Consider the following 14,012-nt stretch of genomic DNA (forward strand, 5'->3'; position numbering starts at 1 on the left):
GCGTGCAGACTCTTATTGGGGTTGCTGGGCTGTTCTTGATGCCGCCCGGAGAACGACGAACTTATAGTACAAGCAAAATTAATTATTACAAACCACAAAAACCGCAATATCCAGCAGGTTATTCATAACAATTTCAGCTTTGCCGGAAAGCTCTCAAAAACGCAAGGCATCGGAGAGTGAATCAACCTCCCGCCGGGACTCTTCGAGAATTTCGGTGAGCAATTCCTCGCCGATCAGCAACTCGATTTCGGCACTCCCGCGGGATGGTGAACCACCATCGACCCGGACATGCAGCGGCGACGGGACCGGACACAATTCCTCGGCCAGCAGCAGCGTGTCGCCAAGGGTCGCCGGCGGCATCCCCAGATAACCCTCCCAATAGGTGTCGACCGCCGCCCTGATGTTCTCCGGAACATTCAGCACCCGCAGCAGCGGCTCGCCGATCGTGCGCTCGCCGCTTTCGATCCATTCGGCAAAATCGTCGCCGAGGACACCGGGGTAATCCTGGCTGCGCGAAAGCAGGTAAAACCCCGCGACTTCATGGACGATACCGGCGAACATCGCCGCCTCCGGATCGAGCCGGGTAACCCGGCGGGCCAGCACCCGCGCCAGCGCCGCCACATGGGCACTGTGCGCCCACAGTTTCTCCGCCAGTGCGCTGGCGTCCGCAGGTATCGAGTTCCCGGCCATCTGCCGCGCGACGACTGCCATTGCCAGGGTGCGCACCGTGGCCAGCCCGATCCTGGCAATGGCCGAGCGCAGATCGTCGATTTCCCGCCCATAGGGGTTGTAGGCCACCGAATTGGCCAGTGCGACGATGCGCGCCGACAACACCGGCTCGGCCTGCACCAGTTTGGCGACGGCGTCGATGTGACAATCGGGATCGGCCAGCATGTCGCGGATGCGCAACGCCAGCCGGACGCTGGTCGGGAAGACCACACCGTGCTCGCTGATCTGCGCAGCTATTGCCGAGAAAACCTGTGCCTTGTCCAAAGATACCCCTCCGCTGTGGAGCTAAGGTATCAGATCACCAAGACAACTGCCACCAGCAAAAACCCGGAAGGGACCCCACCAACGGCTTAGCCCGGATTGCGACGCAGGGCCATGTGTGCGGCGACCATGCCGGCAATCTCGAATTCCATGCCACTTCCCCGGCGGCAGCCGAGCAACAGGTGGAGCAGGCCGCTGGTGAAGGCCCAGGTATCGCGGGCAACCACATCCGGATCAAGTCCGGCCCGAAGATAACCCTTCTCGGCCGCCAGCCGGTACATGCGCAGGATCTTGTCGAGGAATTCCTGCGCCGGCCGACCGACTTCCTGTTCGATGCTGGCGAATTCATCGACATATTCACAGCGCGAGATCATGATCTCGAAAACCTCGCGAAACTCGGCATTCTCCACCAGCACCCGGAAAAACTGGCGGATCGAACCCTCGATGGCATCCAGCGGATTGTGTAGCGCAGGATCGTAAAGGATGGCATCGGTACTGCCGATCATCGGCGCGAACATGGCGTCGCGCATTGCAAAAAACAGCTCGGCCTTGTCCTTGAAGTGCCAGTAAACCGCACCGCGGGTGACACCGGCCTCACGGGCGATGCGGTCAAGCGAGGAACGACTGACGCCACACGCGTGAAATACGCGTCGGGCAGCATCGATGATCTCCTGACGCGTCCGCTCGGCTTCTTCCTTGGTTTTCCTGACCATTTCCTTCTCCTGTTGCCTGCTGCTTTCCCCGGGCGGACGCCATGGTAAATCGCCTACCCGATAAAACGAAATGTTTTACATACATTCGTGTCTGTATATAATAACGCAAAAATTTCCCGGAGCCCCAACTCATGAAAACGCTGAAGCCCACCTTGCTTGCCTTGGCCATCTGTACCCTCGGCCTCGCCGCCTGTTCCGATCAACAAGGGGCTGCCGGCCCGCAGATGGGGCCGATGCCGGTCACCGTCCTGGAAATGCAGCCGCGTACCGTACCGACCTCGATCGAGGTCATGGCACAGACCGAAGGCGCGCGCGAGACCGAAGTCCGCGCCCGCGTCGGCGGCATCCTGATCCGCCGCCTTTATCAAGAAGGCGAGGTGGTCAAGGCCGGCCAGCCGCTGTTCCAGATTGACCGGGCACCGTTCGAGATCGCCCTGGCCGAAGCCCGCGCCCGCGCCGACCAGACGGCGCGCGAGAAACAACGCCTGAAAGGCCTGGCCGAAGCCCGGGCAATCAGCCAGAAGGATTACGACGACGCCGTCTCGGCCGATGCGATGGCCCAGGCCGCGCTGCGCCAGGCCGAACTCAACCTGTCGTGGACCACCGTGACCGCGCCGGTCGCCGGCACCAGCGGGCGCGCCGTGCGTTCCGAGGGCAATCTGGTGAATACCGGCAGCGACAGCCTGCTGACCTCGATCTACCAGACCAACCCGATGTGGGTCAGCTTCTCGCTGGGCGAGAGCGATCTGGCCAAACTGCCGGCCGGCCGGGTCCGCGACGAAGACGTGCGCGGCGTCGAGCTGATCCTGGCCAACGGTCAGGTTTATGGTCAGCCGGGCAAACTCAACTTCGTTGCCGCCAATCTCGACACGACCCTCGGCACCCAGGCGTTGCGCGCCGAATTTGCCAACCCGGAACAGCAACTGCTGCCCGGCCAGTTCGTCCGTGTACGCCTGCTCACCGGCGAACGCGACGGCGTTTTCCTGGTCCCGCAGACGGCGGTGATCCAGAGCGAACAGGGTAACCTGGTGATGACCGCCGACGCCGAGAACAAGGTCGCCCCGCGCCCGATCAAGACCGGTGAATGGTACGGCAAGGACTGGGTGGTGCTCGGCGGACTGCAGCCGGGCGACAAGGTCATCGTCGACAACCTCATGAAACTGCGCCCCGGCGCCCCGGTCGCGCCGCATCCGCCGGCCGCCCCGGGCAAGCCGGCCGGCGCCGCACCTGCCGCAACGGCCAAGGCCGAGTAAGGGGCAAACATGTCTAAATTCTTCATCAACCGACCGATCTTCGCGTCGGTCATCTCGATCATCATCGTCATTGCCGGCCTGGTCGCCGCGCAGGTACTGCCGATTGCCCAGTACCCGCAGATCGCCCCGCCGACAGTGATGATCACCGCCACCTATCCCGGCGCCTCGGCCGAAACCCTGGCCCGCACCGTCGCCGCACCGATCGAGGAACAGTTGAACGGGGTCGAGAACCTCGCCTACTTCACTTCCTCGGCGTCGGCCAACGGCAGCGTCGCCATCACCGCCACCTTCGACGTCGGCACCGACGTCGATACCGCGGCGGTCAACGTCAACAACCGGGTCAAGGCCGCCGAAGCCCGCCTGCCCGAGGAAGTCCGGCGCAACGGCGTGATCGTGCAGAAGCGCTCGAACGACATCCTCAAGGTGATCGCGCTCGACTCCGAAGCCGGCAAGTACAACACCCTGTTCCTGTCGAACTACGCCAGCCTGAACATCGTCGACGAACTCAAGCGGGTTCCCGGCGTCGGCGACGTGACCATCTTCGGCGCCCAGGACTACTCGATGCGCGTCTGGCTCAAGCCCGACCGCATGGCCCAGCTCGGCGTGACGACGGCGGAAATCGCCAGCGCCATCCGCGCCCAGAACGCCCAGAACGCCGCCGGCAAGATCGGCCAGGAACCGGCGCCGGACGACCAGATGCTGGTGTACACGGTGACCGCCAAGGGCCGCCTGCTCAGCGAAGAGGAATTCGGCAACATCGTCATCCGCGCCAGCGGCCCCGGCGGCCTGCTGCGCCTCAAGGACGTCGCCCGCATCGAGCTCGGCGCCTACAGCTACGACCAGCAGGTCACCCTCGACGGCCAGCCGACCATCGCCATGGGCGTCTTCCTGCAGACCGGCGCCAACGCGCTGGACGTTGCCAAGCGCGTCCGGGTCAAGATGGAGGAACTGAAGACCAAGTTCCCCGAAGGCATGGGTTACATCATCCCGTTCGACACCACGCGCTTCGTCTCGGCATCGATCAACGAAGTCGTCTGGACGCTGATCGAAGCAGCACTGCTGGTCATCGCCGTCGTCTATCTCTTCCTGCAGAGCTGGCGTGCGACCTTGATCCCGATGGTGGCGGTGCCGATCTCGCTGATCGGCACTTTCGCCGGGCTGTGGCTGTTCGGTTTCTCGATCAACACCCTGACGCTGTTCGCCATGGTGCTCGCCATCGGTATCGTCGTCGATGACGCGATCGTCGTGCTGGAGAACGTCGAGCGCCTGATGAGCGAGGAGAAACTGCCGCCCAAACAGGCGGCGATCAAGGCCATGCACCAGGTGCAGGGCGCGCTGGTGGCCATCGTCCTGGTACTGTGTGCGGTGTTCGTGCCGGTCGCCTTCCTCGGCGGCATCGCCGGCCAGCTCTACAAGCAGTTCGCCGTCACCGTGGCGGTCGCCGTCTTCCTTTCCGGCGTCGTCGCACTGACCCTGACGCCGGCCCTGTGCGCCCTGCTGCTCAAGGCCCAGCACAGCCCGAACCGCTTCTTCGCCGGCTTCAATCGCATGTTCGACCGGCTCACCGACAACTATGTGCGCACCGTCGGCTTCACCCTGAAGCACGGCATCGTCGGCGCCCTCATCTTCGTCGCCGTGATCGGCATCAGCACCCTGTTCTTCCGCGTCATTCCCGGCAGTTTCGTGCCCTCGGAAGATCAGGGCTACCTGATCTCGGCGCTGATCCTGCCCGACGGCGCGACGCTCAAGCGCACCCAGGCGACCGGCGAGAACATGCGTGAGATGATCTCCCACGACGAGGCGGTCAAGCACACCTTTGTCGTCTCCGGCTTCGACCTGATCGGCGGCGGCAACAAGCCCAACGCCGGCACCATGTTCATTCCGCTCAAGGACTGGTCAGAGCGGGAAGGCAAGGCACAGGACCTGGCCGGCAAGTTCATGGGCATCGGCATGATGCAGGCCGACGGCATGGGCCTGGTGTTCAACCCGCCGCCGATCATGGGGCTGGGTACTGCCGGTGGTTTCGAGGTCTATGTGCAGAACCGCGTCGACGGCGACGCCATGAAACTCAACGAAGTCGTCCAGAACTTCATGGCCGACCTGCAGAAACACCCGGAATTCACCCGTATCTCGACCTTCTTCCGCCCGACCGTGCCGCAACTATTCATCGAGGTCGACGAACCCAAGGCGCTGGCGCTGGGCATTCCGCTGGCCGATGTGTACTCGACACTACAGAGCACCATGGGTGCGCTCTACGTCAATGACTTCAACAAGGCCGGCCGCGTCTATCGCGTGCAGTTGCAGGCCGAAGCCAATTACCGGATGAAGCCGGACGACATCGGCAAGGTCTACGTGAAGAGCACAGCCAGCGGCAAGATGATTCCGCTGTCGGCGATCAGCACCGTGAAGAACGTCGTCGGCCCGGAACAGGTCGAGCGCTTCAACGGCTTCGTCGCCGCCAAGGTGATGGGCGATTCGAAACCCGGCATCAGCTCGGGCGACGCCATCCGCATCGTCGAGGAAGTCGCCGCAGCGACCCTGCCCGACGGCTACGGCATCGCCTGGACCGGCCAGGCCTACCAGGAAAAGCAGACCTCCGGTTCGTCGATCCAGGCTTTCGCCTTCGCCATCATCATGGTCTTCCTGATCCTCGCCGCCCAGTACGAGAAGTGGTCGCTGCCGCTGGCCGTGGTCATGGCCGTCCCGTTCGCGCTGATGGGCGCACTGACGGCGATCTGGTTGCGCGGCATGCCCAACGACATCTACTTCCAGATCGGCATGGTCGTGCTGATCGGCCTGGCCTCGAAGAACGCCATCCTGATCGTCGAGTTCGCCGCCCAGAAATACGCCGAAGGCCTGAGCGTCAAGGATGCCGCCCTGGCTGCCGCCCGCCTGCGCCTGCGGCCGATCATCATGACCTCGCTGGCCTTCGTGCTCGGCGTGGTGCCGCTGGTCAAGGCCACCGGCGCTGGCGCTGCCGCCCGCCAGTCGATGGGTACCGGCGTCTTCGGCGGGATGATTGCCGCCACCTTCATTGCCACCATTTTCGTGCCGCTGTTCTTCCTCTGGCTGGAGCGCGGCAAGCAGATCGACCCGACGCATCTCGACGTCGAAGAGGAGCAAGCATGATGCGCCGCCCCCTGTTTCGCCTGACCCCGCTGGCCCTGGCCGTGCTGCTCTCCGGCTGTGCCGTCGGCCCGGACTACCTGCGCCCTGCCAACTGGCTGCCGGCAGCCTTCAAGGAAGCGCCGACCGCCGTCGCCGAGACGAAAACCGACAACCCGGCCATCGTCCAGCAGTGGTGGACGCTGTTCAACGATACGACGCTGAACGAACTGGTTGACCTGGCACTACGCCAGAACGCCGACCTGCGCAGCGCCGTCGCCCGCGTCGAGCAGGCCGACGCCGCTGCCCGCGAGGCCGGCGCCAGCCTGTTCCCCAACGTCGACGCCCAGGCCGCCGGCAGCAATACGCACCTGAGCGAGAAGACCGCCACCTGGTCGGTCAATTCGCCGGAAGTCCTGCGCGCGCGCAGCGCCGGGCTCAGCCTGTCCTACGAACTCGATGTCTGGGGCCGCGTCCGCCGCAGCAACGAGGCCGCCCGCGCCAGCCTGCTCGCCAGCCAGTACGGTCGCGACAGCATCCGCCTGTCGGTGGCCGGTCTGGTCGCCGCCAACTATCTCAACCTGCGCGCCCTCGATGCCCAGCTGGCGATCACCGCCGAATCGCTGAGCAGCCGCGAGGAAAGCGCGAAACTGGTGAAGACCCGGGTCGATGCCGGCCTGGTGTCGCCGCTCGACCAGTACCAGGCCGACGGCGCCCTGGCCGCACTGCAGGCCCAGCAGGCCGAACTGCGGCGCAGCCGGGCATTGCTCGCTCACCAGCTGGCGCTACTGACCGGCAAGCCCGACCTGGAAGTCGCTGCTGGCCCCTTGTCGGCCATCCCGCTGCCGCCGCAACCGCCGGCTGGTCTGCCGGCCGATCTGATCGAGGCCCGCCCCGATGTCCGCCAGGCCGAACAGCAACTGATCGCCGCCAACGCCAACATCGGTGTCGCCAAGGCCGCCTACTACCCGAAGTTCTCGCTGACCGGCGTGCTCGGCAGCGAGAGCAAGACACTGTCCGATCTGTTCTCCAGCGGCGCCGGCACCTGGTCTGCCGGGCTGTCGCTACTGATGCCGATCTTCGATTTCGGCAAGACCGGCGCCCGCGTCGACCAGGCCAAGGCGCTCAACCAGCAGTCGCTGATCGCCTGGCAGAAGACACTGGAGACGGCGTACAAGGAAGTCCGCGACGCCCTGGCCAGCCTGAACGAACTGGGCACCGCCGAAAGCGCGCAGGAGAATCGCGCCGACAACGCCCGCAAAGCCCTCGACCTGGCCCGCCTGCGTTACGACGCCGGCTATTCCGGCTACCTGGAAGTGCTCGACGCCCAGCGCAGTGCCAACGAGGCGCAACTGGCCGCCATCGCCACGCGTCAGGCCCGCCTGAATGCGGCCGTCGATCTGTTCAAGGCACTGGGCGGCGGCTGGCGCGCAGCATCCTGAAGTCGCGCGTCTAGGTCAGGCTGGCCCGGTCTCGGTGGCCAGCCTGATCAACGAGGAAAAAACCAGGGCGGCACCATCGCCGACGGCATCCACGGCATTTTCCTCGTGCAGCTTGTTGGTGAGCACACGCAGGAGCAGTTGCCAGTGCGTCCCACCGGCAAAAGCATTGAAATAGGCCAGCGAGCCGGCAAAGTCCTCACCCAGGCAACGGCACAGATGGCGACCCAGCACCTGGCCGCCCAGCGCCGACCCCTCGACGGCATAAACCACGCCGAGCAGCCCGGCCGCAGACGCCGGCAAGCAGACTTCGGCAGCGACCGGAAGCGGCGCCCCCAACGTGGCCAGATCGACAGCCAGCAAGGCGCGTCGCGGCCGGTAGAAATGGGCGAAAGGCGTCGCCGCCAGACGCCGCATGAGTTCATCTTCCAGACCGTGGTAAAAGGCATGGAAGATACTCAGCGCCTTCGTCACATCGGCAGGCGAGACATCGTCCCGGGTCAGGCGGCTGAAAGCGGCACAGCGCTCCAATTGACGGTGCAGGACCGACGTCCTCGCCCGCAGGCGGCTCAGCGGATCAGTCACGGCGGCCCAGCTGCATCAGCAGTTCACGCAGTTTGAGACCGAGCAGCCGGGCTTCGTTATCCCAGGGACGACTGCGCCCGAGGCGCTTCTCCACCCATTTCTCGAAGGAACGCCGCGGCGCAATGCCGTACACCCCGTCATGGCGCTCCACGGGTTTGTCGGGATTGCCGCCCCAGGCCACATCGTGGATGTGCTCGTGCCGCGTCAGGTAGACCCGCAACATCAGGCCGTCCGCCGTTTTCGCCTTGACCGCGAGCACACCGGCCACGCGCGACAACGGACAATCCGGCAACTGGCGCGACAGGGATTCGGCCAGCCAGACCGGATCGATCTGCTGACCGACGAACCAGTCGTCGATATGCGACAAGGTGTCGGACTCGAATCCTTCCCCCCAGGCCACATGCCCTTCGTTCAGGCACAGTTGCACGCCATCGGCACCGAACTCCGCCGCCAGCCAGGTTCCGAGGCGCGGCCAGGCAGCAACGATATCGCCGGCTTCATGAACGATTTCCCGGGCTTCACCAAAGCGGCGCACCAGACCGTCGAGCAACTGCATGCGGCGCTGGGCAAAGTAGGCCGCCAGACCCAGCGTATGCGAGCGCACTTCCTGCGACGCCTGACTGAGTCTGCCCAGCCCGACCTGGCACGGCATCGCGTTATGGCAGGCGACCAAACCCCACAATTGCCCGCCGACGACAATCGGAAACGACAGCGACGCACCGACCCCCATGTTGGACAGATAAACGGCATGTACCGGCGAAACGCTGCGCAGGTCCGAATAACTCAGATCGGGCGGGATATCGTCGCGCCCGAGCAGGGGCACGGGTGTCGCCAGCGTATCCGGGATCAGTCGCCAGGGATTCTGCTGGTAGAGCACGCGGGCAATCTGCGGGATGTCGCTGGCCGGGAAACGCAAACCCAGATAAGTACCCTCCGCGCCTTCCTGGCGTACTTCGGCCAGCACCTCGCCGTCCCCGTCCTCGAGGAAGCGGTAGTACATGACCCGCTGGAAGCCGGTATGGATGCAGACCTTCTCGATCAGCGCCTGACGCTGCGCCTCGACTTCATCGTGGCTGGCCGGCGGCACCACACCCTGGGTCGCGATGCTCGGGAAAACCGGGTCCTCGCAACAGGGAATCAATTCAACGATGATCCGGCCCTGGGCGTTGCGGGTCAGCACCACGTCAAGCCGGCCATCGCGGCCATTCAGGGCGGCCTCGTACTGCAGGCGGCTGCCTGCCCGTTCACCGAGTTCGCCGGCCATTTCCGCCAGCGGCACCGGCATCGCCGCGTCAATCGTGACGACGAAATCGTCGGCCAGCAATTGCTTGGCGTTGGTCGAGAAATGACTGATCCGGTTGTGCTCGTCAATCACCAACAGGGCACCATGCGGCTGTATGGCCCCGGAAAGATGCAATTCTTCCTTTTCGCATTCGTCGATGAAACGTCTATCCACCTTCAACCCTCGCCAACAAGTCTTCAAATGCTACCGGTTCCAGTGGCCGCGACAAATGGTAGCCCTGCACCACCTCGCAGCCGTGACTGCTCAGCCACTGCATCTGTCTTTCGTTTTCCACCCCTTCGGCCACCGAACGCAGGCCCAGCGCCTGAGCCAGTCCGAGTACCGCGCGGGCAATCGCCTCGTCGTCCGTGTCGCAGCCCAAGCCATCGACGAAACTCTTGTCCACCTTCAGTTCGGCCAGCGGCAGGCGCTTGAGATAGGTCAGCGAGGAATAGCCGGTGCCGAAATCATCGACACTGATGGCGATGCCATTCTGGTGCAGATGATTCAGGTTGCCAATCACGGCCTCGCTGTTCTCGAGCAGAGCGCCTTCGGTGATTTCGACCTGCACCAGTCTGGCCGGAACACCGCTATCCTGCAAGGCAAGCACCAGAGATTCTGCCATGTCGGCCTCGCGCACATTGCGCGGTGAGCAGTTGAAAGCAATCGGCGGTACCTTCAGCCCCAGCTTCAACCAGGTCGCGATCTGGCTCAGCAGGAGTTTCTGGACCGTCCGAGTGACGTCCTTGATCAATCCGCAGGCTTCGCACACTGGAATGAACTCGGCGGGTGACACATCACCCAGTTCGGGATCGCGCCAGCGCAACAGGGCTTCGGCTCCGATCAAGGGGCGCCCAGCATGTAACGCAAACTTGGGTTGATAGACCAGACGCAACCGGCCCATGTCGAGCGCTGCGCGCATCGCGCTTTCCATCGTTGCCCGCTTGAGCAGGCGCACATGCAGGTCGGGAACAAAAAACTCGACCCGGTTGCGCCCCAGTTCCTTGGCCCGGTACATCGCGGTATCGGCCGCCTTGACCAGTGCATTGCTGTCCTGCCCGTCCTCCGGGAAGAAGGCGACGCCGACGCTGGCCGAGACAAACAGCTGGCGCCCCTGGATATCGAACGACGCCGCCAGCTCATCGACGATACGTCGCGAAATCCGGCCCGCACCCTCGGCGTCGCAATCGGAGAGCACCGCCGTGAATTCGTCACCACCCAGCCGGGCCACCGTATCGACATCGCGCATCACCTGCTGCAGGCGGTTTGCCGCCTGCCTCAGTAGTTCGTCGCCGATGTCGTGACCTAGGGTGTCGTTGATGTCCTTGAAGTTGTCGAGGTCGATGAACATCAGCGCCAGCCGTTCCTGCTTCCGCCGGGCCTGGGCCAGGGCGTGACGCAGGCGGTCCTGGAACAGGGTGCGGTTGGGCAGCCCCGTGAGCACGTCGTGGGCAGCCAGATACTCGGCCTTGCGCTGGGCATTCTTGATGTCGGTGATGTCGGAAAAGACCGAGACGAAATGCTCGACCCGTCCATCGGCGTCATCGACCCGGTTGATCGTCAGCCACCCGGGGAAGACCTCGCCGCTTTTCCGGCGATTCCAGATTTCGCCCTGCCAGAAACCCTTGTCGCGCAAGGCACCCCACATGGCCGCATAAAAATCGGCACTGTGCCGGTCCGACTTCAATAAACGTCCGACCTGCTTGCCCACCGATTCCTCGATGCAATAACCGGTAATTGCCGCGAACGCCTTGTTGGTCGTCTGGATCACACCCTGCGGGTCGGTCACGACGATGGCTTCGCCCGCCTGGTCGAAAACCCGAGCGGTGATCCGCAACTGCTGTTCGGCCAGCTTGCTGACCGAAACATCTTCGGCTTCGAAAATCAGGGCCACGGGATTGCCCGACGGGTCGTAAAGACTCTGGTGCACGGCGCGCAGGTAACGAACGCCGCGGACATCGTTGATCTCGTACTCGACGGTCACCGCCATCCGGCTGCGCAGCGAGGACACCGTGCTATCCCACAGATTGACTGCCAGTTGGTGATCGAACAGCGAAAAATCGTTCTTGCCGAGTACGTCCTGATCTTCGAGGCCGAAGAATTCGATGAAACGGCGGTTGGCGTAAATGTAGTTACCGGACACATCGCGCATGGCGAAGATCACCGTGGTGTTCTCCATCAGCGCATTGAGCCGCTCCTCGGACTGGGACAGGGCTTCCTGGGTGCGGACAATGTCGGTCACATCGATGAAGCTGACCACCAGGGAACTGATGCTCCCGGTTTTCCCGAGCCCTGGGGAAATCAGTACCCGCAGGTCGCGCTTGTCCACCTGGACCAGGATCTGCTCGCGGTCGCCGTGGGCCAGCGCCCGCCCCAGCCAGGTTTCCATCTCGCCCAACGCTTCCGGCAGGCGCAGGCGCGAAAGATGCTGGCGCAGCGCCGTCGACCGGAGATCGAAGCGCCGCGCCGCCGGCGCGTTGAAACGGCTCAACTGCAACGAACGATCGAAGACCAGGACCGGATATTCCAGCGCATCGTAGAGGTGGGCGTAATCCTCCGACAAGCGCGACAGTTCGATGGTCTTGACGTTGAGTTCTTCGTTCAGGCTGACCAGTTCCTCATTGGTCGCCTGCATTTCCTCGTTGGCGGCCTCGAGTTCCTCGTTGGTCGCCTGCAATTCCTCGTTGGCGGCCTGCGACTCCTCGTTGAGGGCCTGCATTTCCTCGTTGGCGGTCGCCATTTCCTCGACCAGCGCCTGCAGATGCTCGCGCGTGGTCAGCAGTTCGTCTTCAAGCTGCTGCGTGGTGCTGGGTTGAACTTCCTCGACCGCGACTTCCTTGACCGCTTCCGGGGCAAAGATGACCAGCAGCAATTCGCCCGAACCGTCGGATACCGGCTCGACGATGATGCGCAGGTAGTCGCGGCCCAGACGCCGCCGCCGGCCCTTCTGGGTCGAGTTCTGCTGCTGGCAGCGACGCAGCAGCGTCAACACCTCGCCGCGCAGATCGGGGACCACGACATCGCCCAGTAACAGGCGCGACGCGCCGACCGGGAAGTGCATGAGCTTTTCAACTTCGCCCGCAGTGTGCAGGACATTCCCTTCCCGGTCACAGATGGCCACGGTCAGGCCGAAATGCGACACCAGCCCGGAGAGCAGCAATTCCAGCCGCCGGTCGCGCCGCTGCACGGTCGTCCGCAACGAACTGACCGGCAGGCTTGAGGAAGTCGGGATGATCGGCATCGAATCGCCCTGCTTGCGGAACAGGCGCTCGCGGCGATCGATGGTCGAAAAATGCTGTTCGGCCTGGGCAATGCTTTCCGAACGCCCAAGGAAAAGATAAGCGTCGGCGGCCAGCCCGAAGTGGAAAATCTTCAGCACCTTGCTCTGCAGCGGCGCATCGAAATAAATCAGCACGTTGCGGCAACTGACCAAGTCGAGACGCATGAAAGGCGGGTCGCTGACCAGGTTGTGACGGGCAAACACGATCATGTCGCGCAATACCTTGCCGGCTTCGTAGGTATTGCCGATCTGCTTGAAATAGCGGTCGAGCTGGTCCGGCCCGACTTCGCTCATCGAGGCGGCGGCATAAACGCCGCGGCGGGCGACGTTGAGCGCCTCGTCATCGACGTCGGTGGCGAAAATCTGGACCCGGTACTGCTCCAGCTTGTCGCCGAGCGCGTCGGCAAACAGCATGGCAATCGAGTAGGCCTCCTCGCCGGTCGCGCAACCGGCGACCCAGACCCGGATTTCGCTGCCCGGCGCCTTGCGCGCCACGATGTCGCCAACCACCCGCCGCAAGGCGGCAAAAGCCTCGCGGTCACGAAAGAATGCGGTCACCGAGATCAGGATGTCGCGGGCCAGCAACTCCAGTTCTTCGGGATGGCGCTCGACCCAGCGCAGGTAAGCGGCCAGGTCCTCCCCGCCGGTGGCGAACTGGCGACGACGGATGCGCCGCATCAGGGTGCCGACCTTGTAACCGGAAAAATCGAACTGAAGCCGGTCGCGCAGGCTGACCAGCAGATTCTGCAGCAGGTCCGGCGGCGCCTCGACTTCGCTGCCGGCCGGCGGCAGCTCCAGCAGACGGGGAATCTGGTCGGCGATTTCTTCCGGCGTCAGCACATGATCGACCACGCCGGCCTCGATCGCTGCCCTGGGCATGCCGTCATACTTGGCACTATCCGGCCGCTGCGCCAGCGTGAAGCCGCCGGCCGCCTGAATCGCCCGCAGACCGGCAACACCGTCCGAACCGGTACCGGAAAGTACGATCCCGATGGCAGCGTCGCCTTCCTCGGCCGCCAGCGAAATCAGGAACTGGTTGATCGACGGTTTAGGCACGACCTCGGGCGCTGCCGTCATCAGGCAAAAGCAACCTTCCCGGATCAGGGCATTCGAGTTGGCCGGCACGACGTAGATGACCCCGGCCTCGGGCACGTCGCCCTGTTCCATTTCCTTGACGTGCAGGGAGGTCTCGCGGCCGAGTATCTCGACCATCATGCTGCGGTAACTCGGCGACAAATGCTGCAGGACGACGTAAGCGCATGGAAGATCTGGTTTCAAATGACTGATCAACTGCGTGATCGCCTCCAGACCGCCCGCTGACGCACCGATGCCGGCAATAGCAACACTGCCCATGTGGATTCTCCC

At 63.8% G+C, this 14,012-nt stretch carries 8 protein-coding genes; 3 read left to right on the forward strand and 5 right to left on the reverse strand.

The features are described from left to right. Positions 1–153 precede the first annotated feature (153 nt). On the reverse strand, positions 154–993 hold the full coding sequence (locus G471_RS0114255) for an HDOD domain-containing protein (protein WP_028995926.1): 840 nt from the start codon (positions 991–993) through the stop codon (positions 154–156). Between the two features lie 86 nt (positions 994–1,079). Continuing rightward, positions 1,080–1,703 carry a TetR family transcriptional regulator gene (locus tag G471_RS0114260; protein ID WP_028995927.1) on the reverse strand — a complete coding sequence of 208 codons (624 nt, stop codon included), beginning with the start codon at positions 1,701–1,703 and terminating at the stop codon, positions 1,080–1,082. Between the two features lie 131 nt (positions 1,704–1,834). On the opposite strand from G471_RS0114260, the gene G471_RS0114265 reads away from it, so the two are divergent. From G471_RS0114265 to G471_RS0114275, 3 genes are read left to right on the forward strand one after another with little or no spacing between them, the layout of a single operon-like run. After that, a complete protein-coding gene (locus G471_RS0114265; RefSeq protein ID WP_028995928.1) occupies positions 1,835–2,956 on the forward strand; it encodes an efflux RND transporter periplasmic adaptor subunit in 1,122 nt (373 codons plus the stop codon). A gap of 9 nt (positions 2,957–2,965) precedes the next feature. Beyond that, positions 2,966–6,085, forward strand: coding sequence for an efflux RND transporter permease subunit (locus G471_RS0114270; protein ID WP_028995929.1), 3,120 nt, complete (start codon positions 2,966–2,968; stop codon positions 6,083–6,085). Continuing rightward, the gene (locus G471_RS0114275; RefSeq protein ID WP_028995930.1) at positions 6,082–7,503 is read left to right on the forward strand and encodes an efflux transporter outer membrane subunit; all 1,422 of its coding nucleotides are present in this window, start codon (positions 6,082–6,084) and stop codon (positions 7,501–7,503) included. Before G471_RS0114270 ends, G471_RS0114275 begins: the two co-directional genes overlap by 4 nt. Before the next feature lie 15 nt (positions 7,504–7,518). On the opposite strand, the gene G471_RS18470 is transcribed toward G471_RS0114275, so the two are convergent. Genes G471_RS18470 through G471_RS17865 form a run of 3 tightly spaced genes read right to left on the reverse strand, consistent with a single transcriptional unit; the run spans position 7,519 to position 14,000 of the window. Further along, entirely contained in the window at positions 7,519–8,085 is a 567-nt protein-coding gene (locus tag G471_RS18470; protein WP_028995931.1) for a biliverdin-producing heme oxygenase, read from the reverse strand. Then, a complete protein-coding gene (locus G471_RS0114285; RefSeq protein WP_169720505.1) occupies positions 8,078–9,541 on the reverse strand; it encodes a GAF domain-containing protein in 1,464 nt (487 codons plus the stop codon). The genes G471_RS18470 and G471_RS0114285 overlap by 8 nt, the downstream gene beginning before the upstream one ends. Next, positions 9,534–14,000, reverse strand: coding sequence for an EAL domain-containing protein (locus G471_RS17865; protein ID WP_051295507.1), 4,467 nt, complete (start codon positions 13,998–14,000; stop codon positions 9,534–9,536). Before G471_RS17865 ends, G471_RS0114285 begins: the two co-directional genes overlap by 8 nt. Positions 14,001–14,012 lie beyond the last annotated feature (12 nt).

This window comes from Azonexus hydrophilus DSM 23864, assembly GCF_000429605.1.
Classification (GTDB): Bacteria; Pseudomonadota; Gammaproteobacteria; order Burkholderiales; family Rhodocyclaceae; genus Azonexus; species Azonexus hydrophilus.

Bases quoted from the DNA above. Each gene is read 5' to 3' on its own strand.
- G471_RS0114270 (WP_028995929.1), top strand. From the start codon at position 2,966: ATGTCTAAATTCTTCATCAACCGACCGATCTTCGCGTCGGTCATCTCG.
- G471_RS0114275 (WP_028995930.1), top strand. From the start codon at position 6,082: ATGATGCGCCGCCCCCTGTTTCGCCTGACCCCGCTGGCCCTGGCCGTG.
- G471_RS0114260 (WP_028995927.1), bottom strand. From the start codon at position 1,703: ATGGTCAGGAAAACCAAGGAAGAAGCCGAGCGGACGCGTCAGGAGATC.
- G471_RS0114265 (WP_028995928.1), top strand. From the start codon at position 1,835: ATGAAAACGCTGAAGCCCACCTTGCTTGCCTTGGCCATCTGTACCCTC.
- G471_RS17865 (WP_051295507.1), bottom strand. From the start codon at position 14,000: ATGGGCAGTGTTGCTATTGCCGGCATCGGTGCGTCAGCGGGCGGTCTG.